22 protein-coding genes are annotated in these 26,382 nt (G+C 65.9%); 13 read left to right on the top strand and 9 right to left on the bottom strand.

The features are described 5' to 3' along the window. The first annotated feature begins 80 nt into the window (after positions 1-80). Positions 81-1,007: a LysR family transcriptional regulator gene (locus tag KF791_15835; GenBank protein ID MBX3734046.1), complete on the top strand. Its 927-nt coding sequence runs from the start codon at positions 81-83 to the stop codon at positions 1,005-1,007. A 163-nt stretch (positions 1,008-1,170) separates the two neighbouring features. Then, entirely contained in the window at positions 1,171-1,608 is a 438-nt protein-coding gene (locus KF791_15830; GenBank protein ID MBX3734045.1) for a hypothetical protein, read from the top strand. Positions 1,609-1,631: 23 nt separating this feature from the next. On the opposite strand, the gene KF791_15825 is transcribed toward KF791_15830, so the two are convergent. After that, the gene (locus tag KF791_15825) at positions 1,632-1,922 is read right to left on the bottom strand and encodes a winged helix-turn-helix domain-containing protein (protein ID MBX3734044.1); all 291 of its coding nucleotides are present in this window, start codon (positions 1,920-1,922) and stop codon (positions 1,632-1,634) included. A gap of 160 nt (positions 1,923-2,082) precedes the next feature. Continuing rightward, positions 2,083-3,735 (bottom strand): mechanosensitive ion channel, encoded by a 1,653-nt coding sequence (locus KF791_15820; protein MBX3734043.1) that lies wholly within the window; start codon positions 3,733-3,735, stop codon positions 2,083-2,085. Between the two features lie 210 nt (positions 3,736-3,945). Here KF791_15820 and KF791_15815 point away from each other — a divergent pair, with 210 nt between their 5' ends. From KF791_15815 to KF791_15790, 6 genes are all read left to right on the top strand, one after another. Beyond that, a complete protein-coding gene (locus tag KF791_15815) occupies positions 3,946-5,001 on the top strand; it encodes a DUF4105 domain-containing protein (protein MBX3734042.1) in 1,056 nt (351 codons plus the stop codon). Between the two features lie 92 nt (positions 5,002-5,093). Beyond that, positions 5,094-5,318 carry a hypothetical protein gene (locus tag KF791_15810; GenBank protein MBX3734041.1) on the top strand — a complete coding sequence of 75 codons (225 nt, stop codon included), beginning with the start codon at positions 5,094-5,096 and terminating at the stop codon, positions 5,316-5,318. Between the two features lie 518 nt (positions 5,319-5,836). After that, positions 5,837-6,847 (top strand): glutaminase A, encoded by a 1,011-nt coding sequence (gene glsA / locus KF791_15805; GenBank protein MBX3734040.1) that lies wholly within the window; start codon positions 5,837-5,839, stop codon positions 6,845-6,847. Positions 6,848-6,990: 143 nt separating this feature from the next. Beyond that, the gene (locus KF791_15800) at positions 6,991-8,565 is read left to right on the top strand and encodes an MFS transporter (protein ID MBX3734039.1); all 1,575 of its coding nucleotides are present in this window, start codon (positions 6,991-6,993) and stop codon (positions 8,563-8,565) included. Positions 8,566-8,684: 119 nt separating this feature from the next. Next, positions 8,685-10,043 carry a hypothetical protein gene (locus tag KF791_15795; GenBank protein MBX3734038.1) on the top strand — a complete coding sequence of 453 codons (1,359 nt, stop codon included), beginning with the start codon at positions 8,685-8,687 and terminating at the stop codon, positions 10,041-10,043. A 139-nt stretch (positions 10,044-10,182) separates the two neighbouring features. Then, a complete protein-coding gene (locus KF791_15790) occupies positions 10,183-11,715 on the top strand; it encodes an AbgT family transporter (protein ID MBX3734037.1) in 1,533 nt (510 codons plus the stop codon). A gap of 63 nt (positions 11,716-11,778) precedes the next feature. Here KF791_15790 and KF791_15785 read toward each other — a convergent pair whose 3' ends face one another. Continuing rightward, positions 11,779-12,636: a transglutaminase family protein gene (locus KF791_15785; GenBank protein ID MBX3734036.1), complete on the bottom strand. Its 858-nt coding sequence runs from the start codon at positions 12,634-12,636 to the stop codon at positions 11,779-11,781. 147 nt (positions 12,637-12,783) lie between these two features. Here KF791_15785 and KF791_15780 point away from each other — a divergent pair, with 147 nt between their 5' ends. Together KF791_15780 and KF791_15775 are read left to right on the top strand one after the other, a co-directional pair. Continuing rightward, entirely contained in the window at positions 12,784-13,806 is a 1,023-nt protein-coding gene (locus KF791_15780) for a hypothetical protein (protein ID MBX3734035.1), read from the top strand. Between the two features lie 111 nt (positions 13,807-13,917). Continuing rightward, positions 13,918-15,240, top strand: a complete 1,323-nt coding sequence (locus KF791_15775) for a threonine/serine exporter family protein (protein ID MBX3734034.1) — start codon at positions 13,918-13,920, stop codon at positions 15,238-15,240. A gap of 90 nt (positions 15,241-15,330) precedes the next feature. On the opposite strand, the gene KF791_15770 is transcribed toward KF791_15775, so the two are convergent. Together KF791_15770 and KF791_15765 are read right to left on the bottom strand one after the other, a co-directional pair. Further along, positions 15,331-17,172, bottom strand: a complete 1,842-nt coding sequence (locus KF791_15770) for an SLC13 family permease (GenBank protein MBX3734033.1) — start codon at positions 17,170-17,172, stop codon at positions 15,331-15,333. Positions 17,173-17,294: 122 nt separating this feature from the next. Continuing rightward, complete coding sequence (locus tag KF791_15765) at positions 17,295-18,671, bottom strand: dipeptidase (protein MBX3734032.1); 1,377 nt, start codon at positions 18,669-18,671, stop codon at positions 17,295-17,297. A 214-nt stretch (positions 18,672-18,885) separates the two neighbouring features. Here KF791_15765 and KF791_15760 point away from each other — a divergent pair, with 214 nt between their 5' ends. The 3 genes from KF791_15760 (at position 18,886) to KF791_15750 (ending at position 23,883) form a co-directional block, all read left to right on the top strand. Then, positions 18,886-20,193, top strand: coding sequence for an efflux RND transporter periplasmic adaptor subunit (locus KF791_15760; protein MBX3734031.1), 1,308 nt, complete (start codon positions 18,886-18,888; stop codon positions 20,191-20,193). Next, a complete protein-coding gene (locus KF791_15755; protein ID MBX3734030.1) occupies positions 20,190-23,324 on the top strand; it encodes an efflux RND transporter permease subunit in 3,135 nt (1,044 codons plus the stop codon). Before KF791_15760 ends, KF791_15755 begins: the two co-directional genes overlap by 4 nt. Before the next feature lie 67 nt (positions 23,325-23,391). After that, positions 23,392-23,883, top strand: a complete 492-nt coding sequence (locus KF791_15750; protein ID MBX3734029.1) for a DUF1269 domain-containing protein — start codon at positions 23,392-23,394, stop codon at positions 23,881-23,883. Between the two features lie 633 nt (positions 23,884-24,516). Here KF791_15750 and KF791_15745 read toward each other — a convergent pair. The 4 genes from KF791_15745 to KF791_15730 all read right to left on the bottom strand — a co-directional run bounded on the left by KF791_15745 (position 24,517) and on the right by KF791_15730 (position 26,298). Further along, positions 24,517-24,849: a PIN domain-containing protein gene (locus KF791_15745; protein ID MBX3734028.1), complete on the bottom strand. Its 333-nt coding sequence runs from the start codon at positions 24,847-24,849 to the stop codon at positions 24,517-24,519. Continuing rightward, the gene (locus KF791_15740; GenBank protein MBX3734027.1) at positions 24,842-25,099 is read right to left on the bottom strand and encodes an antitoxin; all 258 of its coding nucleotides are present in this window, start codon (positions 25,097-25,099) and stop codon (positions 24,842-24,844) included. The genes KF791_15745 and KF791_15740 overlap by 8 nt, the downstream gene beginning before the upstream one ends. 543 nt (positions 25,100-25,642) lie before the next feature. Next, positions 25,643-25,990, bottom strand: a complete 348-nt coding sequence (locus KF791_15735) for a DUF5615 family PIN-like protein (GenBank protein MBX3734026.1) — start codon at positions 25,988-25,990, stop codon at positions 25,643-25,645. Continuing rightward, a complete protein-coding gene (locus KF791_15730; protein ID MBX3734025.1) occupies positions 25,987-26,298 on the bottom strand; it encodes a DUF433 domain-containing protein in 312 nt (103 codons plus the stop codon). The genes KF791_15735 and KF791_15730 overlap by 4 nt, the downstream gene beginning before the upstream one ends. Positions 26,299-26,382 lie beyond the last annotated feature (84 nt).

Below are 26,382 nucleotides of genomic sequence, written 5' to 3'. Positions count from 1 at the left end.
CGCCCCGGATCCTGCGGTGGCGCCTTGGTTTAGAAAACTTCAGCTTTCCAACGCTGAGCGTTACTTTTATTTAATCAGCAATGTCCTTCCTGAACTATCACCACCTGCGCTACTTCCGCGTGATCGCCCGCGAACGGAGCATCGCCCGGGCCGCGGAAACCCTGCACGTCACCCCGGCGGCCCTGAGCGTCCAGCTCAAACAGCTGGAGGAAAGCCTCGGACACGCGCTGATGGAGCGCACCCGGGGCGGCCTGCTGCTGACCGAGGCCGGGCGGGTGGCCCTGGACTATGCGGACATCATCGGCAGGGCCGGCGAGGAACTGGTGGACGTGATGCGGCACCGTCCCCGGGGCGGACGACAGATCCTGCGGGTGGCCGCCGTCTCGACGCTGTCGCGCAATTTCCAGCTGGAGTTCCTGCAGCCCGCACTGCGCCGGCCCGACGTCGAGGTGGTCGTCCGCACCGGGGCGCTGCGCGACCTCCTCGGTCTGCTCAAATCGCACCAGGTGGATCTGGTGCTCTCGGACCAGGCGGCCCAGTGCGATGCCGAAACACCGTGGCACAGCCATTTGCTGGATGAGGAACCGGTGGTGCTGGTGGGTGTTCCGGCCTGGACGCGGAAGCGGCTCAAATTCCCCGGCGGTTTCGAGGAGGTGCCCCTGGTGCTGCCCAGCCTGGAAAGCAACACCCGCATGCGCTTCGACCGCCTCCTGGCCGATGCCGGGGTGCGTCCGCAAATCATGGCCGAGGTGGACGACATGGCCATGTTGCGGCTGCTGGCCCGGGAAAGCGGGGCGCTGAGCCTTGTGCCCCAGGTGGTGGTTCGGGATGAAATCGAACGGCGCGAACTTGTCGTGACGCACCGCATTCCGGACCTGCACGAAACGTTTCACGCCATCGCGCCGACCCGCCGCTTCCCCAACGCCCTGGCTGCCGAACTCATCCGGCAGGTCCAATCCGCCAAGAGGCCCGGCCGGCGCACCCGAGGCACGGCCCACGGGCGTTGACCCTGCCGCCGGGATGCCGGAGAATTTCCGGCACACCACCGACCGGTGACCTGCCGGGAGGACCCTGAATGCGCCGCCACCCACCCGCCTCAGCACGCCATGAGATCAACACGCGCGCTCGTCCGCCTCGGAGGGCTGCTGTCGGTGACGACAGCGATCGCCGTTGTTCCCGAACACCACCGACGGCAGCCGGCTGATCGTGGCCGAGGCGAAAAAGGCGACCCCGGAGAAACCGCTGCTGGTGATCGCCGGCGGTCCGCAGACCACGGTCGCCAACGCGCTGCTGACGCATCCCGAGATCGCGCCAAACCTGGTGGTCTTCATTCGCACCGTCACCGGAGGCGATAACGGCAAGGACGGTTGGTCGGCGTACACTGTGGCCAGGCGCACACGGTCGGTTGGCCGAGGTGGCGGCGCGTTCTGGGACCGGGACTCGGTTTTCACCGTAAAGGACTTCGAGCCACTGGGGGCCAATCCATTCACCGCAGACATGAAGCCATCGCGTTCCCCGACCCGGCCCGCGCCTGACCAGGATGGATCGCCCCATCGCCAAGGGCTCACCCGCCACCCCATCGAAGCACCGTTCACCCCTCCGGATTGAGCCGGCGGCAGTGGCCCACCCGCTCAACCTTCCAGCAGCCGATAACCCACGCCGGGCTCGGTAATGATGCGTTGAGGCCGCGAAGCGTCCGCTTCGATTTTTTCCCGCAGGTGCGCGATGTAAACCCGCAGATGGTGCGTGTGCTCTTCGTGCCCTGGCCCCCAGACGTCGCGGAGGAGTTGGCGATGGGTCAGAACCTTGCCGGCGTGGCGCACGAGGAGTCGAAGGAGGTGCGCGAACTCGTCCACCAGCACCAGCTGCGGCCTCCGGGCAAGGACGGCGCCCAGGTCCAGCTCGGGCAGCGTTCTGCAGATCCGGAGCCATCAGCGAAGCCTATGGAGCCGGCGACAGCGGACCCGCCGCGTCACTTGGCGGCGCCTCCAAACGTCCTGGCCGTCCGCGACGTCGCCTTCCGGACAGGACGTCGCTGGCGCACCGACGCTCAAAGGGCAGGTCGGCCGGCGCTTGCGTCCCTCATTTTCTGGCGGCCTCGGGCGATCCGTTCGGCGGATAGTCCAAAGTGTCCCGGTGCAACTTCCGAAACTCAGGATCAAACTCCGGGAACGGGAGCTTCGGGTCCGCGCGCCACGCCTGCACCTGCGCCAGTGCCGCTGCCGACTTGTCCGGGTCCAGTCCCGCGTCGCGGGCGAAATAGAGCGTCTGTGACGGGGCCGCGAATCCCGTGCCGGAGGCCGCCACCACGTCCATCGTGCGCAGGAGGATGTCCTCCTGGATCGCGACCGACATTCTCGAAAGCACGGCATTCGGGATCGTCGTCAGCGTCCGGTCCAAACCACGAATCCGCGTGGAGCGCATGCCGATGGCTTCCACCGTGCCCGTCTCGGCGCCATACCTGCAGAAATCGCCGACCCGGATGGGTTTGTCCGCAAAGAGGCTGAACCCGCCGATCAGATTCTCGATGGTCGGCTGTGCGGCCAGGGCGATGGCCAGGCCGCCGACGCCCAGACCGGTCACGATGCCGTACAAGGGCATGCCGATGCGTTCGGCGCCGGCGACCAGCAACAGCACGGCGGCGACCATGCCCAGGAGCCGGGCACAAATCCGGATCAGATGCGCGTCAATGCTTTCGGAGGCAATGCGGGGCGACGCGATGATGCCCTCGGCGACCACCGGTGCGAGGCGCCAACAAATCCAGGCACCCGCAAGGAAGCCGACGGCGGTTGTCACCCGTTCGATCGCACTGCCCACGTCGCCGAAGAAACTCAGCTGGACGAGCGCGAAGTACGCCAGTGCGGGCGTCGCAAGGAGCAGAAACGCGGGCAGGACCGCCCGGGCCACCGCCCGCCGAAAGGGTTGCCCTGCGCCTCCCCAATGCGACAGGCGATGGACCGCGCGGAGCACCAGGGCCACCACGCCGAGCGCAAAAGTCAATCCGATCCACTTCCAGCCCGGTTGTCCGGCCAGCGGGTGGCGCAGCATCTTGGGCAGGGCTTGAATCCAGCGAAACGGGATCATCCATCCTCCAAAGCCGGAGAGGAAGCGTTCCCGCAGATCCTCGAGGGGCACCAGGCGGGTGTAGGGCAAATCCTGCACGCGCTGATAGTAGCCCCCGGCGTTGGCCACCGTTTCAGGGCTGAACAAAAACGCGCCCCGGCGGGGTCCGCTCCCAACTTGCCTGAGGGCGATCTCCGTGTTCGGGATCACCCAATAGTGGGCATTGGTGCCGGCAGTCTCGCGCCACTGATCGGCGTCGGGGATGGCCTCCCATGGCGGCAATGGGACGCGGTTCAAGGCCTCATACAAGGAGAGGGCTGCCGCCCGCCCCCGCTTCAAGCGGGCCGCAGGCGGCATCTCTCTCAAATCCAGCGCTTCCGTGCAGGCTTCCACCTGCGACAACAGGGTCGGGTGATTCGCGCGCGACGGCGACGGCAGGTAGCTCCCGGCGAGAAAGGCGCCCACAGCATCCCCGGCTTCGAGGAACCCACGCAGCGCCACGCGGGGGCTGGACCGGTCCGGCGGTTGGAGCGGATGCTCCGGGCTCTGGGCAGGAACCGTAAACGTCAGGAGGCAAGTCAGGAGGCAGAAGGCAGGCGCTGGCCCGAGGCGGCGGGCAAAATCGGGCCTTCGGGGCAGCGGCGGGCCTTCGTGGGTTGACGAGCGGGTCATTTCCCCATGGAGTGTATGGACGCCCATGCGGGCATGGAAGCCTTGGGACTCCTGTCCTCAAGGAGACCACCGGCCGCCGATCCGGACAGGAGCCTGCGCAATGCCCGGAACTGCGGGATGAGTTGCAAAAACGCGGCGGGTCCGCACCGTCAACCGTCGGCCGGCGTGGACGAATCCCGCAACGGCCCGCGGTCAACCTGCAAACCGAGAATGAGCCCACCGGAAGTCCCCGCCCCCCCCGCACCTCCCGCGATCCCCCCAAGCCCATGGCCGCTTCGTCTCCTTCGCTGGTCGCTGAGGCGGCTCTGGGATTTCTTCCGGGTCGTGATGGTCGCGTGGGCAACGCTGGCGATCTACTACTCCAACCTGCCGTGGGCCGGCCCACGGCTGATCCTGGCCGGGGCCTTCTGCGTCTTCGCGATCTGGGCCCTTTGGGTGTCCCGCTGGCGGCGGCGGTTTGCGGCATTTGCGATGGCGTATCTCGCCGTGCTCGCCTGGTGGACCACGATCCACCCGTCGCATGAGCGCCCGTGGAGGCAGGAGGTGGCCGTGATGCCCCGGGCGACCATTGACGGCGACCGCGTGCGCATCTCCGGCTTCCGCAACTTCGAGTACCGCAGCCGGGATGATTTCACGCCGCACTATGAGGAACGCGAGTTCCTGCTCTCCCAGCTCACCTCCGTGGACTTTTATGTGTCCTACTGGAAGGAGGGTCCCGTGGGACACACCTTTCTCAGCTTCAATTTCGAGAACGCGCTGCCGCTCTGCATTTCGATCGAAACCCGTCCGGAGGAAGGCGAGGGCTTTGACCCGCTTGCCTCGCTTTTCAAGCAGTTTGAGCTGATCTACGTGGTCGGCGACGAGCGGGACCTGGTGCGCCTGCGCACCGATCACCGGGACGAGGATGTGTACCTGTACCGCCTGAGAATCCCCCCTGAAAAGGCCCGCCAGCTCCTGTTGGTCTACCTGGAACGAATCAATAATCTCGCCGATCGGGCGGAGTTCTACCACCTGCTGAGCAACAGCTGCACCATCAACATCGTCCGCTACGCCAACCGCGCGGGCCGGACCGGCAGGCTCGATTTTCGCCACGTGCTCAACGGATTGATTGACCGCTACCTCTACCACGCCGGCTTCCTCGACGCGGCGCTCCCATTCGAGGAGCTGCGCCAGCGGTCCTGGATCAACGATGACGCAAAGGCGGCCGGCGATGCCCCGGACTTTTCCGAGCGCATCCGGTCCGCCCTGCCGCCCCGACGATCCTGAGGCGACCGCGGCCCGCATCCGGGATTTCAGGATTTCATAACCCGATGGTAAGGCGCTTGACAAATCCCCTTCAACACGACCCCCTCCAACGCGTGAGCGACCGCACCTGTCTTCGTTGCGACGGCACCCGGCTCGAACCCGGGGCCATTGAGTCTTTCGGGCGCAGCCACTTCAAGATTGAGAACGCGAAGTTCCTGACCCTCCGCACCAGTGATATTCCCGTGCACGGACTCCTGTGCCTGGACTGCGGATTCCTGGAGCTTGTCGGGGATGTCAAGAAGGCGCAGGCGGTGCTCCCCGCAGAGAAAGCCTCCTGACACCCGGGACCCGGGTATGATCCGGCCCCCCTGGCCCGGAGACCCCGCCCGACTCGAATTGGACCTGCCCGGGCGGGTGGTCCTCGGTAAATAATTTCCGCGGATCCGCATCGGCATCGGGTCGCCATGGTTCTTCCGGTCAGGCTTGGCACCGCCCAAACGCGCCACTTGGCTGATATTCCGAAGGCGTGGAACCGGGACGACGCTTTGGCGCAGGCGCCGGGCATCCCATCTGAAGTGTTCGCCCGGGCTGCCAACCGCCAACTCGCCAATCCGCCGGGCCGCAGAAGCACGACAGCTTCACGGCCCGACCTGGAAGTCCCGCGGCCATCTGGTGAACGTCCCGGATGGCGATCAATTTCCTCGATTTCAAAGCTTTCCCTTGACGCGATGACGATCCATGGAACTCACTCTGCAAGTCGCTTGCCCGAGCAGTGGGTGCGGCCCGTCCGATCAAGAACCACGCGGGACCAACCGGGAGCGCGGTGGTTCGTCAGGTGCCCTCGCAGGAAGATTCCATGAGCAATTCATCCCTGATCGGTCGGGCCACGACCCCCTCCTATGTTTCCACGGGGCGCCTGCCGCCGGCGGACCTTGTAAGCTCCCTTGTGGCCGAGGCCCACGCGCGATTCAAGTCCGACACCGGGGGAAGCAATTCGCAGGTCTACCCGGCGCTCGCCGAGGTGGACAGCGACCTGTTCGGCATTTGCGTGGTCGGCACCAGCGGCAATGTCTACCAGGCTGGAGACGCGGAATATGAATTCTCGATCATGAGCGTGTCCAAGCCGTTTGTTTTCGCCCTGGTCTGCCAGGCCCTCGGTGCGGAGGAGACGCGGCAGAAGCTCGGGGTGAATGCGACCGGGATGGCCTTCAACTCGCTCGCGGCCGTTGAGCGCAGCGTGAGCGGGGATGGCCGGACCAATCCGATGGTCAATTCCGGGGCCATTGCGACGACGAGCCTGGTGCCGGGCGCGACCCACGAGGCGAAGTGGTCGTTCATCCACGAGGGGCTGTCCCGGTTTGCCGGCCGTACGTTGCCGCTGAACGATGTGGTCTATGCCTCCGCGACGGAGACGAATTACCGGAACCAGGGCATCGCCCGTCTGCTGCAAAGCTTCGGCCGGATCTACATGGATCCCGCCCAGGCGGTGGACCTGTACACCAAGCAGTGTTCGCTGAACGTCTCCGCCAGGGATCTGGCGGTGATGGGCGCCACCCTGGCCGACGGCGGGGTCAACCCGATCACCCGGGAGCGCGTGGTGGATGCCGAAAGCTGCCGCGATGCGCTGGTGGTGATGGCCACGGCCGGGTTGTATGAGACCTCGGGCGACTGGCTGTACGACATCGGACTGCCTGGCAAAAGCGGCATCGGTGGCGGCATTGTGACCGTTTCGCCGGGCAAGGGCGGGCTGGGAACGTTTGCCCCGCCGCTCGACGCGGCCGGCAACAGCGTCAAGGGACAGCTTGCAGCCCGGTTTCTTTCGGATCGGCTGGGCCTCGATCTGTTTACATCAAAGCCGGAATCCTGAGGGCGCGGGCCCGCCCCCGGAAATGCCGGCGCCTCCCGTCCGTCGGAGCGGTCGCAACAACACCAAACCAACTCCCCTTCATGGCAACAACCGAACTCAAGGGCGCCGGCGCCGCAACCGAAACGCAGGAGCCCTGGCTGCCGATGGTGGTCATCGCGATGGGCCAGATGCTCATGTCCTTCAACGTGGCCGCCATCCCGGTTTCGATGAGCGGCATGGTGGAGCGGTTTCAGACGGCACCCACCACGGTGGGTACGGCCATCGTGATGTATTCCCTGGGGGTCTCCGGCTTTGTCATGCTGGGCGGGAAGCTCGGCCAGCGGCTGGGGGTGAAACGTTTCTTCCAGATCGCCGTCGGGATGTTCCTCGCGGCGATGGTGCTGATGGTGCTCGCGCCCACGGCCTCCATCATGCTGGCGGCGCAGGGCCTCGCGGGTCTGGCGGGCGCCTCCCTGGTGCCCACCCTCGTGGCGCTCATTGCCAGTCACTACCGCGGAAAACAACAGGCCAAGGCCGTGGGTCTCCTCGGCTCGGCACGCGCCATCGCCGGCGTCCTGGCGTTCGTCACCGTGGGATTCCTGGCCTCCATTGATTATCGCCTCGGCTTCGGCCTGCTGATCGTGCACGCCGCGGCCATCCTGCTGCTCAGCTTCAAGCTGAAGCCCACCCCGGGGAACCCGGACATCCGGATTGACGGTGTGGGCGTCGTTCTCGCCGCGCTGGGCATCATCGCCATCACTTTCGGGTTCAACAATCTCCGGGGCTGGGGGGCGCTGCTGGCCCGACCGTCGGCACCCTTCGACCTCCTGGGGGTTTCCCCGGCGCCCATTTTGATCGTGGTCGGCGCAGCCATCGTGATGGGGTTCTTCGGCTGGTCGCACCGTGTCGCGAAACGGGGCGGCACCCCCCTGCTGGACCTCCGGGTGGTGGATTCAGCCCGGGAATGGGCGACGGTCATTGCGCTCTTCCTCATCGTCAGCACCGAGGCGGCCATCAATTTCACCGTGCCCCTCTACATCCAGATCGTTCAGGGCCGGGCGCCGGCGGCGACCTCGATCGCGATGATGCCCTTCATGCTCACGGTGTTCTTCACCGCGCTGCTCGTCGTCCGGCTCTATGACACGTTTAGCCCGCGGCAGATCGCCCGCGGCGCGTACGCCCTCGTCACCGTCGGAACGCTCTGGCTCGCGTTCGTCGCCAGCAACAACTGGAGCGTCCTCCCCGTCATCCTCGGCCTCATCACCGTCGGCATCGGCCAGGGGGCGCTGGTCACCCTGCTCTTCAACGTGCTCGTCACCGAGTCGCCCCGCGAGTTCGCCGGCGATGTCGGGTCCCTGCGCGGTGTGACCCAGAATCTCGCCGCCGCGGTCGGCACCGCGGTCATGGGCGCGCTGGTGGTGGCCGTGCTCAGTGCCGGGGTCCTCGGCAAAGTGTACGATAATCCGAAGATCACCGCCGAAATGAAGGAACAGGTCAACCTCGCCAGCATCAACTTCCTGAACAACGACCGTCTCAAGGAACGCTTCGAACAGACCGACGCCACACCCGAACAGGTCGCCGAGGCCGTTCGAATCAACTCCGAAACCCGCCTTCGGGCGCTCAAGACCGGATTTGTGTTCCTGTCCCTGCTTTCCGTGCTCGCGCTCGTGCCCTGTGGCTGGCTGCCCGGCTTGAAACCGGGTGACATCCCCTCCGGCGCGAAGCCGAACAGAGCCTGACCCCCGGCCTGGGTGCAACCCTCCGATCCAGCGGGACCCGACTCCACCCGACTCCCTCACGCCGTCGCCCCTGCCCCACCTCCCGCAGGTATCCAGCCATGAATAACTCCCGCGATCCGATGAGGGCCCCCGATAATGGCTCCCGGCCCTCCGCCCCCCTCCGCGATGAGGCCTTGCAGGCATCGTCCAGGCCCCCCGCCTTCCTGCGTTCGGGACACCCGCTCTGGTCTCTCGGCACGGTGGCGTGCCTGCTCCTGGCAGGCAACCGGATGGGTGCCGAGGGATTGGGTTACATTCTCGGGCCGGAGGTGGATGACGTCAGCTGGACCCCGGGCCTTTCGCCGAGCGCCGCCGAGGCCGAGCTCGACGACCTCTCCGTCGTCCGCCGCGGTTACCTCCAAATCCCGTACGTTTCGTGGCCGGTGGATTACGCCGCCGATCATCTGGCCGATCTGTACCGCGCGACCGGGCTGCGCATCGGCACCGCCTATACCATGCTCTTTCAAGGGCTCAGTGGCGGGCCGCCGGAACGTTACGGGGCCGCGGGGGATTTTGACCTGATGACGTCATGGACTCTGGTGGGACGCGACACCGAGAACCCGGGCCGACTGGTGTTCGACATTGAGGACCGCTTTGCCATCGGTTCGACCACGCCCAATTCGCTCGGACCGCAGGCGGGAACCCTCCAACCGACCGCCAACACCTTCAATGACCGCGGCTGGGTCGTCCGCGACGTGTACTGGGCCCAGCGGTTGTACGACGGTCAGTTCCGCTTTCTCGTCGGGCGCGGAGATCCGACGGACTTTTTCGGCTCCACCTGGCTGCAGAGCGCGAACATCTCGTTCGTAAACCGCATGTTTTCGGCGAACCCAACCATCGCCGGACCGGGTCATGGACCCACGGCGGGAGTCTCCTTCCGGCCGAAGGATCAGGAGTTCTACGCCACCGCCGGCACCGCCAATGCCTACGGAACCACCACCACCTCCGGATTCAGCACGCTCGATCAGTGGACATTTTTCTCCTTCGGTGAAGTCGGCTGGACACCCACCTTTGCGAGGCTTGGACAGGGCCGCTACACGGTCTCAGGCTGGCATGTCGGCGAACGGGACCAGACGGGCGTGCCCGCCGGCAACGGCGTGTCGGTGGTCGCCGACCAGCAGATCAACGAAAGGATTCAGTTCTCAGCCCGGTACGGTTACGCGGACGCCATTTCGAACATCAAACAGTACATTCAGGGCGGGTTCGGCTTTCGCGGTCTGATGGGTGATCCGGACGACATGGCGGGAATCGCATTTTCCGTCGGGTTTCCCCGCGATGATGCCGCGCAGGAGGAAAAAGTCCTGGAGGGATTCTACCGATGGCAGCTGACGCACTTCTCCCAGGTCTCGGTCGGTGCCCAGGCCATCTTCGACCCCGGCAACGCCCCCACCCAGGAAGTCATTGGCGCCTTCTGGGGTCGTTTCCGCCTTGCCTTTTGAGCCGGATCGTTTCGTCGGCATTCCGAATTGGATCTTCATCCCAAGGACCCTTCAAACCTCCGACCGGGCCCCCGGTCCGCAAGACAATCCTACTATGAACGTCACGCAAACAGCCCCTCCCCAGGCCAGCGGCGGGCTTATGAAAAGGATGCTCGATGTCGTCGAGAAGGTGGGGAACAAGGTTCCGCATCCCGCGATGATCTTCCTCTTCCTCATGGTCGTCGTGGTGGTCCTGTCGCACGTGTTGCATCTCGCCGGTGCGTCCGTGACGCAAAGCGTGATGGATCCGCAGTCGGACCAGCTCCTGAGCAGCACCGTCCACGCGCGCAGCCTGCTCACGACCGAGGGGATCCGTTTCATGTACACCTCGGTCATCCCCAATTTCATGGGGTTCACCGCGGTGGGGCTCATCATCGTGGCCATGGTCGGAGTCGGGGTGGCGGAGGCCTCGGGCCTGATCAAGGCGCTGATTCGCAAACTGGTGGCCGTGTCCCCGGGCTGGGCCATTGCCTACATCCTGGTGTTCGTGGGTATCGTGTCGAGCATTGCAGCGGATGCCGGCTATCTCGTCCTGATCCCCCTGGCCGGCTCCGCGTTCCTGAGCGTCGGCCGGCATCCCCTCGCGGGTCTGGCCGCGGGCTTCGCCGCCGTGGCCGCCGCGTTCACGGTGAACATGCTCATCAAGCCGCTGGACGCCGTCCTGACCGAGTTCACCAACGATGCCATTCACCTGGTCAACCCGGCCCTCTCCATTGATCTCACGGCCAACCTCTGGTTTTCCATCGCTTCGGTCATCGTCCTGACCGTGGTGATCACGTTCGTCACCCAGCGGGTGATCGAGCCGCGGCTGGGCAGGTACGACCCGGGGTGTGCCGGCGACTTGTCGGCGACTCCCGATTCCGCGGAGGCCAATGCGGCGGCGATGGGCGATGAACCCCGCGGACTCAAATTTGCCGCCTTCGGACTGGTCGGCGTTCTGATCGTCCTGGGTTTTCTCACCCTGGCACCCGGGGCGCCGCTGCGAAATCCGGAGACGGGCGCCCTGATCGGGAACTCGCCCTTCATGAACGGCCTGATCGCGGTGATCATGGTGTTGTTCTGGGTCACGGGGACCGCCTACGGCCTTGGCGCCCGGACGATGAAAAGCGCCAACGACGTGATCACGTCCATGGAGAAGGCGCTGGCCGGCCTCGGCAGCCTCATCTTCCTGCTCTTCATCCTCAGCCAGTTCATCGCCTACTTCAATTACAGCAACATCGGGACCATCCTTGCGGTCTCCATGGCCGATGTGCTCAAAACGGCCAGCGTCCCGCCACTGGTCCTCCTGCTCGGCTTCATCGTGGTGGTCGCCATCATTGACCTGCTCATCACCGGCGCCATCGCGAAGTGGGCGCTCTTCGCACCCATCTTTGTCCCGCTGCTGGTGCAACTGGGTGTGGCCCCCGAGTCCGTCCTGGCGGCCTATCGTGTGGCGGATTCGCCGATGAATGTGATCACCCCGCTGAACGCCTATTTCGCGCTGGTGGTCGTGTTCGCCCAGAAGTATGACAAGACCGCGGGCGTCGGCACGATCGTGGCCCTGATGATCCCGTACGTCATCGGGATCTCCTTCATCTGGGTCCTGCTGTTTGTCGCGTGGTTCCTCCTCGGGCTGCCCTGGGGATTGAACTGATGCGTGGCAACGGATGACGGGAGGTCGGGCGGTTGCGGACGCCCCGAAGCCCGCAACCGGACCTTATTGCGGGACCGCCGCGACCTGCACCGAGACGTCCAGGCGGTCGAAGGCGGTCGAAGGCCCGGCCCAGGAACCCGACAAGGGCATGGCCTTCTCCTGTTCGCGGGCGACGGCGGTGGAAATGTGCTCGTTGCCGGCGCGCTTGTTGTTGGTGGGATCAAAGCCGCGCCAGCCGGCGCCCGGGATATAAATCTCCGTCCAGGCGTGGGTCGCGCCGTGCTGCCCATCGGCCAGCTGGATGTACCCGCTGACAAAGCGTGCCCCAAACCCCCACGCCCGTGCCGCTTCCATCATCAACACGGCGTAGTCGCGGCAGGTTCCCCCGCCTTTCGCCAACGTTTCGCAGGGCAGCTGCACGCCGGCGGACTCGCGGGCGGAGTACTTCAAGGACTGGAAAATCCGGGCGTTGAGGTTGTTCAGGAGCTCGTAGGTCCCGATGAGCTGCCCGGGGCGGTACAGCTCCAGGAGCCACTGCTGCAGGGCCGGGCCGTCATGGGGGTAGCTGGGCAGCCGGTAGGTCACCAGCTCCACCTGCTCCTCAGGGCCGTACTGAAACGGGAACGAGCGCGCCGCCGGATCAATCAGACACTCCACGGGTTCCTCGTCCCGCAAATCCACGTCCACCTCGCTGAAGACCCGCAGCCGGGCCCCCGGCTCCCCGAACGTGATCACCGCCGCTGAGTTGTCGTAGATGTCGCGCAGCCAGCGCACCTCGGCGGCAGGCTCGATCTCAAAACGGCCGGTGACGATGCGCTGATCGTGATCCTCGCGCGGGCGCATCAGGGCCCGATGAACGCCGAACGTGACGGGCTCGTGGTAGTGATATTCAGTCCGGTGGCTGATGCGGATGCGCTTCATCGTGAAGCCCGAGGATAACTTCCCGGGTCTTTGGGACGCCAACCCAATCATTTCGCACTTGCACCCCGGCAGCAGACTTTCCACGCTGCCGAACGAGCTTGATCCGTACTTAGAGCCCTGTTTTTTTGCCCGATTTAACCCAAGACCATGAAGCACCTCAGCGTAGGCGCCGCCGCGCCTGTCCCATCCATCCGGCGACGCGAGCCGTTGCCGTCCCCCCGGGAACGGCGCTTCCTTCATACGGCTCAAGCCCGCCGGCTGATCGCTGCGACCGCGCTGGCGCTGGCGGGGCCGGCAGCCCTCGCCGAGGAACCGGACGACCTGTTGAGCTACGAGGCGTCCCCGGAGTTCAAGTTCGTCGGGAATGGCGGTTTCGCATGGCAGGGCGAGGCCGACATTGACGGAGGCGGCACCATGCAGGTGACCCGGTACGATGCCACCGTCGGGTTCCAGGCCGCCCTGGGGGAAAAGGTGACCTGGCTCAACACCTTCTTCGTCGGCCTCAGCAACTACGAATTTGACGGCGGAGGATTCGCCGAGGGCAATCCGTGGGACACGGTGCTTTTCAACCGCTACGGCACCCAGTTCGCCTACCAGGTGGATGAACACTGGGGCGTGCGCGCGGGCGGCGTCTTCATGTTCTCGCGGGAGACCAGCGCCGACTGGACCGATGGGTTCACCGGCGGCGGGTCGCTCGGGGTGGACTACCGGCACAGCAAGACGCTCTTCATCAGCCTGGGCCTGGCCCTGGTCTCCCAGATCGAGGAAAGTGCCCGGGTCGAGCCGGTCGTCGCGGTGAACTGGGTGCCGGCCGAGCAATGGCTCCTCCGGGTCGGGGCGATTCCCGTCAGCGGTGGCGCCGCCGCCGCCGCCGAGGTGGAATACCAGTTCACCGAGCAGTGGAACGTGGGCCTGGGCCTGCTCTTCAACCAGCGCCGGTTCCGCCTTGACGATGCCGAGTTGGCACCCAACGGGGTGGGCGAGGACACCTCCCTGCCCCTGAGGGCGCGCGTGGGATGGAACCTCACCCCGCAGGTGTCCGTGAACTTCCTCGCCGGTGTCGTGCTGGGCGGCCAGCTCCAACTGGATGACGAGAACGGCAACCAACTGCTCAAGGAGGACTACGACCCGGCCCCCTACATCGGCATCCGGGCCGCCGGCCGGTTCTGAATCGTGAGGGTCCGCTCCCGTGATGGTGCCTCCACGGACCGCGCAGGGGGACGGGCTTCGGGCCTTTGAGACTTCGGCGACGCGCCAGGGCGGGGTGCCGTCGCAGCCCTCATGAAGCCCGATTCCCCAGCCCCCGGGGCTCCGGAGAGACCTCCGGCCACCGACACGAACGTCCTGCTCGAGTTCATGTTCCGGCTGGGGAGGGCCTACCTCGCCTGCGGCGAGCAGACCGCAAAGGTCGAACTGCTCCTGCGCCGCACCGCGTCCGCCTACGGCATGCGCAAGTCCCGGGTGGTCGCGTTTCCGACCGCGGTGTTCATCTCGCTGCACGATAGCGAGGGCGAGCGGGTGACGTTGACCGAGTGCGAGCCCCAGACGCTGCGGCTCGATCAGATGGCCGACATCTATGCCCTGGGCGAGTCGGCCCAGGCCGGCACGGTGGATTTGGCCGACGGCTTGCAGCGCCTGACCGCGATTCTGCGCCAGCCGGCGCGCTTTGGCTGGGCGGGCATCGTCCTCGGACACACCATTCTCGCGGTCGGCGTGGCCATGGTCCTGACGCCGACGCTGTCCAACGTGATCGCCGCAGCCGTGCTGGGGCTCATCGTCGGGCTGTTGAAGCTGTTGAACCGCGGTCGCACCATGCAGGCGGTGCCGATGCCGGTGATTGCGGCCGCCCTGGTTTCGACGCTGGTCTTCCTCGCGGTGCGCCGGGGCCTGCCCGTGGACCCGCTGCACGCGCTGATTCCGCCGCTGGTGACCTTTCTGCCCGGCGGCATGCTGACGCTGGGCATGGTGGAGCTGGCCTACGGGGACATGGTCAGCGGGGCCAGCCGGTTGATTGCGGGTTTCGTGCAGCTGGTGCTGCTCGCGTTCGGTCTGGCCGCCGGCGCCATGCTCGTGGGCTATGATTCCGGAGACCTCGTCGCCACCGCCTCACAATATGTGAAGATCGCATGGGCACCGTGGGGCGGGGTGCTGATCTTTTCCCTGGGCGCCTACCTACATTTTTCGGCGCCGCGAAACTCGCTCCAATGGATCACCCTCGTCGTGTTGCTGGCGGTCGCCGCACAGCGGGCCGCGGCGGAGGTGTTTGCCAGCGAGATCAGCGGCTTCTTTGGGACGCTCGTGGCGACGCCGCTGGGCTACCTGATCCAGCTCCGCTTCCGCGGCCCGCCGGCGATCGTGACCTTTCTGCCCAGTTTCTGGCTGATGGTGCCCGGCGCCCTTGGCCTGCTCAGCGTCACGCGCCTGCTGAGCGACCGCACCGCCGGTATCGAGGGCATGGTCACCGTGGTGTTCGTGATCACCTCGGTGGCCCTGGGCACGCTCATCGGCGCATCGGCCTATAAATGGGTCACGGAAACGTTCGGCTGGTGGCAGCTGCAGATCGGCCGCGTCGGGCGGTACTTTCAGGGCGGGAGAAAGAAGTGAGCCGGAACCCTGCCGCCGGACCCAGCCCCATCGCGGGCTCCCCGATGACCTCTGGCGACGGGAAGTGCAGCCCGGTCCTGTGCGCCGCCGCTATTTGGAATAAAGCGGCAGCACGATGGGCACGAGGATGACGCAAACCACCATCACGACCAGGCTGAACGGCACGCCGACCTTCACGAAGTCGCCAAATTTGTAGTTGCCCGGGCCGACGACCAGCGTGTTCACCGGCGACGAGATCGGGGTCATGAATGCCGTCGAAGCGGCAAGGGCGACAATCATGGCGAACGGGTAGGGCGACGCGCCCATGTCCTTCGCGATGGCGAGGGCGACCGGGGCCATCAGCACGGCCGTGGCCGTGTTCGATATGAACAGGCCCAGGCTGGCGGTGATGAGGAAGACACTGCCAAGGACGACGTGGGTTCCCGCATTGCCGGTCGCGGCGATGAGCGCGTCAGCCGCCAGGTCCACACCGCCGGTCCGCTGCAGCGCCATCGAAAAGGGCAGCATGCCGACGATGAGAATGAGGCTCTTCCAGTGGATGGACCGGTAGGCGCTCTCGAAGTCCACGCAGCGCAGGGCGCCCATCAACAGGCAGGCAATCAGCGCGGCGTGCACGTTGGGGATTACACCGCTGACCATCAGACCCACCATGAGCAGCAGACACGCGACGGCCTGCGGCGCGCGGCCGGAGGCGGGGAGCACGTCGTCCATCTCGGCCGGCAGGTTGAGCGTCACGAGATTGGTGGTGTCCGCCTGCAACCGCTTGATGTCCCGCCACGGGCCGATGGTCAGCAGCGTGTCACCGACCTTCAGCTTTTCCGGCAGCAGGCTGCCCGCGATCGCCTGATCGCCGTGGCGGAGCCCGATCACTGTCACGCCATACTCCGAACGAAAGCGCGCCTCCGCCACCGTCTTGCCGGCCAGGCTGGAATTCGCGGCAAGCATCACCTCTGCCATGCCGATCTCCTGCGAGCGGTCGGCAAAGTAGGCGCCGCTCAAGGGCAGCGTCTCCAGCTGGTACTGACGATGCAGCGTCTCCAGGCAGTCCACGGTGCCGCACAGGTCCACCAGCAGAATGTCCTCCGCCTGCAGCTCGGTCCGGGCCGCCGGACCGATGACCTCGGTGGAGAAACGTCCCCGGCGCTCGATGGCAACGATGGTCGCGTTGAGCGTGTTGCGCAGATCGAGCTCGGCGATCGTCCTGCCGATGAAGGGCGAGCCGGGGGTGATACGCAGCCGGTGCTCGCGCTCGGCGAGTTTGTACTGCTCCACCCAGTCCGCCAGGCGGGGCCGGCGGCCGGCGGCGGCGCCCCCCTGGGGGGATCCGGCGGCGAGCCAGCGACGGGCGAAAAGCATATAGGCGATGCCCAGGACGAGGACGACCGCACCAAACGGCGTGAAGCTGAAGAAATGAAAGCCCTCGGTCTCGCCGCGCTGCAGCTCGGCGTTGACCACCAGGTTGGGCGCCGTGCCCACGAGGGTCATCATGCCGCTGATCAATGCCGCCATGCTGAGCGGCATCATCAGCCGGCTCGGGGCCGTGCCGGTGCCCTGGGCAATGCGCAAGGCGACGGGTATAAAAATCGCCACCACGCCGGTCGAACTCATCACGGAACCCAACAGGGCGGTCGCGGTCATCAACAGGATCAGCAGCCGGCTTTCGCTGTTGCCCGCCGTCTTTTTCAGCCAGTCGCCCATCCGCTGCGCCACGCCGGTGCGGACCAGTCCCTCGCCCACGACAAACAGCAGCGCGATCAACACGATGCTCGAGTCACTGAAGCCGGCGAGCGTCTCGTTCATGGTGACCACGCCCGTGAACGGCAGCAGGGCCATCATGATCAGGGCCACGGCGTCCATTCGCGGCTTGTTGAGCGCAAACATCGCGACTGCGGAGGCCAGCAGGGCCAGGACTATGGCAAGTTCGGTGTTCATGGGCAGTGCACGCTGACTTGGAAAACTGGGCAGGGACTCCGGATCGCCCCGCCCCTGGTCGGGGGTCGCGCCGGATCCACGGCGTCAACGCCGGGTGACACCGGGCGACGCCGGCCGACATTTCAAGCCACCGCGGCCAGCTCGGGCCAGAGATGCGCCCCCATGCGCATCCCGGCCATGTAGGCGTCGAGCGAAAATTTCTCGTCGGGCGAGTGGGCATTGTCATCCGGCAGCGCGAGGCCGAGCATCAGCGAGTCGGCCTTCAAATGCTGCTTGAATGCCGCAATGATCGGAATGCTGCCCCCGCCGCGAACGAGCACGCATTCGTGGCCGAATCCGGACTTGGCGGCCCGCATGCAGGCCTGGGCCAGCGGCCCGGCAGGGTCCACGAGATACGGCCCCCCGCCCTGCCCTTCCGTGATGGTGAGTTTCACGGTGGGCGGACAAATCGCCTTCAGATGCTTCCTGACCAGCGCGTTGATCTGCTTCGGATCCTGGTCCGGGACGAGGCGCATGGTGATCTTGGCGCTGGCCCAGGAAGGGATGATCGTCTTGCCACCCTCCCCCTGGTAGCCGCTGGTGAGGCCATTGATTTCGAAGGTGGGCCGCGCGGCGCGTTGTTCATCCGGCGTGTAGCCCGCCTCGCCAAACAGGGCCGACACGCCCACCGATTTGCGGAATTTCGCCTCGTTGAACGGCACCTTGGCCATCTGCTTGCGCTCGTAGGCCGAAAGTTTCACCACGTCCTCGTAGAACCCCGGGATCGTGAAGCGCCCCCGCTTGTCCCGCAGCTGCCCGAGCAACTGGCACAACACCATCGCCGGATTGTCCACCGCGCCGCCAAACAGCCCCGAGTGCAGGTCGCGATCGGGCCCGTCCAGCCGGATCTCCAACGGCGCCATGCCCCGCAGCGAGTAGCAGAGCGCCGGGTGTTTCATGCTGGGAATCTCGGTGTCGGACACCACCAGGGCCGCACACGCCAGTTCCTTCGCGTTCTTCGGCAGGAACCCGTACAGCGCCTTCGAGCCCACTTCCTCCTCGCCCTCGATCAGAAAATTGACATTGCACGGCAGCGTGTTCCCGGTCTTGAGCCAGGCCTCGACCGCATTGATGTGGGCCAGATGCTGGCCCTTGTTGTCGCTGATGCCGCGGGCGTACACGTTGCGGCCGACACGCCGCGGCTCGAACGGCGGCGACGTCCAGAGGTCCAGCGGGTCCGGCGGCTGCACGTCGTAGTGACCGTAAACGAGGAACGTGGGCTTCTTCGGGTCCTGACCGGGCGTCTTCGCAATCACCACCGGGCGGCCGGACGTCGGGCGGACCTCCGCCTTGAGCCCGGCCGCGAGGGCGCGCTGGACCAGCCACTGTGCGGCACGGTTCATGTCATCGGCGTGGTCGGACTGCGCACTGATGCTCGGAATGCGGGCGTACTCGAACAGCTCCCCGATAAAGCGTTCTTCGTTGCTCGAAAGGTATTGGAGAACCGCTGCTGGAGTCATCGGGGACCACTTGTATTGCGGGTTTCCGTTTCCAGCAATTTGATTCTCGAACCGGCAGGCGGACGAGGACCGCAAGTCGAGGTCGGGCCGGTGGCGGGTGGCCCGCGTCATCTTTGTTCTGGCGAACCGGACGTCGTTGGTGATGATTTTCCCGCGCGGTGTCCGAGCCGGTTTCGCACCGAAACCCTGCCACCTCCCCCAAAAAATTCCGCAGATGATCAGACCCATGAACGCCCGGAGTTCCGGCAGCAGGGGGCTTGGGCCCAGTGCGCCCTTCACCCTGGCCATTATTTTTCTCGTCGTCGGGTGTTCGCGGTCCGAGCCGGAGCCGTCCGCCGTGACGCGTCCGGTGAAGACGGTGCTGCTGTCCGCCGGTGGGGAGCCGCGGGTGCGCACCTTCTCCGGCCGGGCCGTGGCGACCCAGGAAGCCGAGCTCGCCTTCCAGGTGTCCGGCGTGCTGATCCGCCTGCCGGTCCGGGAAGGTCAGCGGGTCGCCCAGGGCGCGGTGGTCGCCCAGCTCCGGCAGGATGAATTTGAAGCCCGGCAGAAGTCGCTGCAGAGCCAGCTGGACCAGGCGCAGGCCGCCCTGCGCGCGTTGAGGGCCGGGGCCCGTCCCGAGGAGCAGCTGCGCCTCGAGGCCGACGTGCGGGCGGCGGAGGCCCGGCTGACCAATGCCCGGTCACGGTACGGGCGTTTCAAGGAACTGGTGGCGACGGAGGCCGTGTCGCGCGAGGAATTTGAGGTTGCAGAGACCGGCCTGCTCGTCGCGCAGGAGGATCTGGAAAGCGCCCGTCAGCGGCTGCTGGCCGGCGCCGGCGGGCGCGTGGAGGACATCGAGGCCCGGGAAGCCGACGTGCGCGGGCTGGAAGCCCGGGTGCGCGAGGCGACCATCCAGTTTGAGGACAGCACCCTCCGCGCGCCGTATGACGGCGTGATTTCCCAGCGGTTTGTCGAGGAGAACCAGAATGTCCGGGCGACCGAGCCGGTGGTGCGCATTCAGAAGGCCGATGCCATTGACATCGTGGTGGACCTGCCGGAGTCCTTCATGGCCGCGGGTCTGAATCCGGGCGACGTGCTGGACGTGGTGGCGGAATTCAGCGCCGCGCCCGGGCAGCGATTCCCCCTGACCGTCAGGGAAATCGCCAAGGTCGCCGACCCGGTCACGCAAACCTTTCGCGTGCGTGCCGGCATGACCACGCCGCCCGGCACCAACATCCTGCCCGGCATGACCGCCACGGCCACCGTCACGTACCGCCGCGGCGGCCCGGCCGGGAACCGGCTCCTGGTCCCGCTTTCCGCGATTTATCAGGAGGGTGCCGGCCAGCAGGTCGCCTGGGTGATCGGGTCGGACCAGACCGTTCAGCGGCGTCCGGTAACGCTTGGGGCGACTTCGGGGGGGCTGATTGAAGTCGTGGACGGCCTCCAGCCGGGCAGCCGCATCGCGGTGGCCGGAGTGCGGTTCCTGCGGGATGGCATGAAGGTCCGCGACCTGGGGGATGCGCTCGGAGGCAACACGCCATGAATCTCGGAGTGGTTTCCGTACAGAAGGACCGGGTTTTCTACATCTCGATGCTCCTCGTCCTCCTCGGAGGGGTCTGGGCGTATCACTCCATCGGCCGGCTCGAGGATCCGGAATTCACGATCAAGGAGGCCTTGATCATCACGCCCTACCCGGGCGCAAGCGCCGAGGAGGTCGCCCTGGAAGTCAGCAATCCGATCGAAAATGCCTGCCAGACCCTCGGGCAGCTCAAGCGCGTGGAGTCCGAGTCCATTCGCGGACGCTCCATCGTCCGGGCCGTGATCCGGGACCAGTTCGACCGCGAGGCCATTCCGCAGGTCTGGGATGAACTCCGGCGCAAGATCAATGACGCGCAGCGCCAACTGCCGCCCTCGGCACGCGGACGCTCGCTGGTCATTGACGATTTCGGCGACGTCTACGGCATCTTCCTCGCCATCACCGGCGAGGGCTACACCCAGCCCGAACTCCGCCGTTACGCCGAGTTCCTCCGTCGGGAACTTCAGGTCGTGACCGACGTCAAGAAGGTGGACCTGTTCTCGGAACAGCAGGAGGTGGTCTTTCTCGAAATCTCACGACAGCGCTTGGCCCAACTCGGGATCAACGAGGAACAGATCTATGCCCAACTCCAGGCAAAGAACGTGGTCGCAGACGGCGGCCGGGTGCGCATCGGCACCGGCTACCCCGCGCTCGACCCAACCGGCGGTTTTGCCTCCGCCGACGAAATGCTCGATCTCGTGATCGGCTCCGATCGCACGGGCCGGCAACTGCTCCTCCGGGATGTCGCAACCATCCAGCGCGGCTACGACGAGCCCCCCCGGCGCATTCTCAAGTTCGACGGCCAGTCAGGCATCGGCATCGGCGTCTCGACGGTCCAGGGGGGCAACGTCGTCACCATGGGCGACGGCGTGCGGCGAAAGCTCGAGGAATTGAAGGGCAACCAGCCGATCGGCATCGAGATCGGCCAGATCAACTTCCAGCCCACGGACGTCACCAGCGCGGTCAACGCCTTCGTCCTCAATCTCGCGATGTCCGTGATCATCGTCGTCGCGGTGCTCCTGTTCGCGATGGGGGTCCGGGCAGGCGCGCTGATCGGCGGCGTTCTGTTGCTGACGATCCTCGCCACCGTGGTCGTGATGAACGCGAAGGGCATCCTGCTCGAGCGCATTTCGCTGGGCTCCTTCATCATCGCGCTGTGCATGCTCACCGACAACGCGATCGTCGTTGCCGAGGGCCTGAAGGTGGGCATCGAGGCCGGCCGGAAGAAGCTCGACGTGGTCCGCAACGTGGTCGCGCAGACCCAGTGGCCGCTGTTTGGTGCCACGGTCATTGCCGTGGTCGCGTTCGCCGCCATCGGCCTTTCGGACGACTCGACGGGGGAGTACTGCAATTCGCTGTTCTGGGTGATCTTCCTTTCCCTGGGCCTGAGCTGGATCACCGCCATAACGTACACCCCACTGCTGGGCCACCTGCTCTTCAAGCCCGACCCGGCGGCGGCCAGCCGTGATCCGTACGCCGGCCGCATGTTCCAGTGGTACCGGGGCCTGCTCGTGCTGGCGCTCCGCCACCGCTGGGTGGTGATCGCCCTTTCCGTCGGCCTGTTCGCGTCGTCGCTCTGGGGGTTCCGCTTCGTCAAACAGAGCTTCTTCCCGCCGGCGACCCGCCCGCAGTTCATGGTGGATTGCTTCCTGCCCGCCGGCACCCACATCCGCGAATCGGAACGGTTTGCCGACACCGTCCAGCAGTTCATCCAGACCCAGCCGGGGGTCCAGCACGTCTCGACGTTCATCGGCGGCGGCGCCATGCGCTTCCTGCTGGTGTACAGCCCGGAGTCGGAAAACCGGGCGTACGTCGAATTCCTCGTCAGTGTGGACGACTCCCGGAAGATAGACGGGCTGATCGAAAAGGTGCAGGCATACCTCGACCAGGAGCATCCCGACGCCAACGCCGTCGCAAAGAAATTCCTGCTCGGCCCCGGCGCCGGCGGTCGCATCCAGGCACGCTTCAGCGGTCCCGACTCCGCGGTGCTGCGCGGCCTGGCCGACCGGGCGGTTCAGGTCATCCGCGACTCGGGCAACGGGGTTTGCGTGCGGCATGACTGGCAGGAACGGGAACTCGCGGTGCGCCCCGAGGTCCTCGAACTTTCGGCGCGTCGCAACGGCATCACCCGGGTGGAGGTCGCCCAGGCCCTCGAAGCGGCCTTCGAGGGCCGCACCGTCGGCTTCTACCGGGAGCCCGGTGGCGCGGCCACCGGCGTCTTCCCGCAGGAGACGCGCCTGCTGCCGATCGTGGCCCGTCCCCCGCTCACCGAGCGCACCGACGTCAACGCGCTCCGCAGCCTGAACATCTGGAGTCCGGTGGCCGGCCGGATGATCCCGCTCAGCCAGGTCACCGCCGACGCCCGGCTCGATTGGGAGGATCCCATCGTCATGCGCCGGGACCGCTTCCCGACCATCACGGTCCATGCCGATCCCCGGACCGGCCTCCCCAGCCAGCTGTTCGCCCGGGTCCGGCCGGAGATCGAGGCCATCGAACTCCCCGAGGGCTACACGCTCGAGTGGGGTGGGGAACACGAGGATTCCGGCGACGCGCGCGGCGCCCTCGCCAAAAGGCTCCCGGGAGCGCTCCTGATCATGGTCTTCACGGTCGTCTGCCTCTTCAACTCGGTCCGGATCACCGCAGTGATCTGGCTGACCGTGCCGCTGTGCGTCATCGGCGTGGTGGCCGGCCTGCTGATCACCAACCAACCCTTCGGCTTCATGGCTCTCCTGGGAGCCCTCTCCCTGTCCGGCGGCCAGATCAAGAACGCCATCGTCCTCATTGACGAATACCGGCTGCAGTTGCACACCCTGCGCAAACCGGCCTATCAGGCGATCCTCGACGGCAGCGTCGGCCGTCTGAGGCCGGTGGCGCTGGTCCTGGTCACCACGGTGCTGGGCATGTTTCCCCTCGTCCCGGACCCCTTCTTCTCGGCCATGGCCGTCGCGATCATCTTCGGCCTCGCCTTCGCGGGCGTCCTCACGATGATCGTCGTCCCCTGCCTCTACTGCATCGCCTTCGGGATCAATGAGAATTCAACCGAACCGCTGCCGTTGAAGGACCAGGAGGATTCTTCGGCCGGCGGGGAGGCCCGGTGAGGCCGCCCGCAGCCGGAGGCGTTTCCGCATAAATCAATCCCAACGAACCCAAGAAAACCAGTCATCCATGAGTACCCTGATCGTCATCGCCTATCCCGACCTGCACCAGGCCGAGGAAGTCCGTCTCAAACTCCGCAAGCTCCAGAAGGATTACCTGATTGACCTCGAAGACGCGGTCGTCGCCACCAAGGACGCGGGTGGCAAGATCAAGCTCCACCAGGCCGTGAATCTCACCGCGGCCGGGGCCGCCAGCGGCGGCTTCTGGGGCGCGCTGATCGGAATGATCTTCCTGAACCCGCTGCTCGGCATGGCGGTCGGGGCCGGGGCCGGGGCCCTCTCGGGCAAGGTGTCCGACTACGGCATCAACGACCAGTTCATGAAGGACCTTGCAGCCTCCCTGTGTCCCGGCAGTTCCGCGCTGTTCGTGCTCGTCAAGAAAGTCACGCCGGACAAGGTGCTCCAGGAACTCGAGGGCAGCGGCGGCAAGGTGCTCAAAACGTCCCTCTCGGACGAGGACGAAGCCAAACTCCAGGCCGCACTGGATGCCGTGAAACCCTAGGCACCGCCAGGGTGGCCGCTCTCAACGGCCGGATCCTCGACCGCAGCCCCGGCCCAAACAGCCAGCCACCTCCGTGGCTGGCTGTTCTGCCTGGCGCGCGCATCGCCGTTTCACCGCGACCCTGCGTCGCGACCCGGCGTCGCGCCCCATCACCATGGCACAGCTCCGCCGGGGGAGGCCTGGTATCGGCGGTCTCACGGGCCGAGCTGGCCTGCCTGCAGGAGCGCCGGAGGATCACCATCCCTCAGCACTGCCGCGCCGGGTGGGACGCCTTGCTGAAGCGGACCGGGTGGATCCGTCCGCGTTCATACACCAATGTCCCGTCGCCGCTCAGCCCACTCGACGTGCAAGCCGGGATGCAATTCCGCTGTCACCGGCCAGTTCTTCCAACGCAACTTGCTGCTTTACAGTCCACTGAAGCTGGCTCCAGAGGTAGGACTCGGCCGACAGAGAACAGTTTTCCTGAGCAAATTGGGCCCAAATCGCCCCAAAAATGCAAGCACTCCCACAGGGCTTGCAGGAGCTCTGGCACGGTTCGCGACCGCTTCTCTCACACAGTTTCTCACACAGTCACCGCGCCCGCACTGGGGAGTCGAGAAGTCCGCAGGAGTTTCTGAGAGACTGCCGTTCGCTTCACCCGAGCAGCCGAACGTTTAGCGCGGGCTGCTCCCGGTCCGCAAGCAGCCACCAGGGCTCTTCGATGCCGGCCAGCTCCGCGGCCCACGCCACCCGCTGATCCCCGCGCAACGCCCGGTAGGCCGCCAGCGCGGCGCGGTTCGTCAGCGCTTCCTCCCGGAAGAATCTCACGCTCGTCGCCAGCCGCAGAAACGAGTTCTGGGTCATGCGGCAGAAACATGCCCGCTCCGGCGGCACAACGCCGTCCAGCCACGCCCGCGCCGCGGAATGGTGCTCATGGCTCTCAAAGGCCAGCGCGACCCAGACATTGCTGTCCACGAGCTCACTCATGACCGCCGACGTCCAGCCCGGCCTCGAACTCGGCAATCACGGCGTTGGTCAGCTTTACCGTGCCGGGGCGCCGGGAGGGGACAAGGGGGAGCCGAACTCTCTGCCCTTGCGCCGTGGGCGCCATGGCCTCCGTCGCCAACCGCAGCCGCAGGCTCTCGGCGACCAGGTCCTTCAGCTCGATCCCCTCCAAGGCGGCCTTGGCCTTCGCCTCGCTAAACAAGTCGTCCGGAATCTCCAACGTGGTCTTCACGACTCCGTTTTCCCATAACTCCATACTCCCATCAATGGCTCACAACATCGTTTCGTGGGGTGGCATGGGCCCGCGGGCCTTCCTGCGCCAATCGCATCAATTCGGGCAAGTTCTGCACAAAGCCGCTAGCCCGGATCGTTAACACGCTTTCGTCGCGAGGCGCAGCGAAAGCCCGTCTGGCAAGGCGGTCGAAGCGATTCCGAGCCGGGCTGTATGGGGACATACTGTCCGGTGAGGAATGCGAGGCCAACGCCGCCAGACGGGCTTGCAGCCAGCAGCAGCAGAAGGAGTGTGAAATATCCGGGCTGAGGCCAGCGCCTCGGCGGCCCGCTTCTTCCCTTCACAAAGCGAATACAACCGGTAGGCCAAAGCGCGCGCAGTCCCCGCCTTGGTGCCCAGCTTCGCCACCAATCTGGCGGCCCCCGAACTCGCCGCCCGTGGCGAGCACGCGGATACGGTGATGCACCTGACGCCGGCCGGCGAAGTCGCCTTGTTCCAAGTCCAGTTGGCGAAACGATGCGCCGCGCGTGGGGAAGGACACCGTCACGGCGGCAGATACTCGACGCGATTCGCGAAGTCTTCGACCGTCCCGGCCTCGGCGAGGATCTCCAGAGCGTTGATCGCCCGCCCAATGGTGATCCCGAGTTGGTGGGCGTAGATCACACCGCCGAAAGGCTTCCCGCTCCGTTGGCGCTGCGTGGCCTCCGCGAGCAGGTCTTCGTCCTGACTGAAGAGCACCCGGCCCAGCTCCGTGGCGCGGTCCAGCAACTCGGGGTCTTCCAACTCGGTGGTGCCATCCAGTTGCGCGGTCAACACATTGACGCCCCGCAGCAACAACCCTCGCGTGATGGCCGCCGGGACATGCACGTCCATGTAGAGGCCGACGCTCACGTCAGCTTGCCCATCTGACGCAAACGCTTCCGAATCGGTGACTCGCCGGCTTGCGCTCGGAGCTGCTCGACACTCTCCATGCTGCGTTGAATCTGCTCATCCATCTCGACTTTGTGATCGTAGTAATAGCCGAGCCCGGCGTGAATCTGCCCCAATGACAGGTGCGGATGCTGGAAATGGATCTCCTCCGGACTCCACCCGTGGGCGATCATGTCCAGCGCAACCTCGATGACTTTGGTGTTCGTGTCGTCAATCCACGCCACGCCGCGATCATCAAGCCGAATATGGGCGGTCGCTAAAACCGGCATCGGCCCACCGTAGCGCCTCGGTTTGTGGACGGCAACGAGGCTCTGGAACCGGCTGCGATTCATACACTGGGGGAGAGGAAGTCG

This window comes from Verrucomicrobiia bacterium (assembly GCA_019634635.1).
Classification (GTDB): Bacteria; Verrucomicrobiota; Verrucomicrobiia; order Limisphaerales; family UBA9464; genus UBA9464.
The sequence above is the reverse complement of the archived record's forward strand: the minus strand, read 5'-3'. Positions and strand labels throughout refer to the sequence as shown.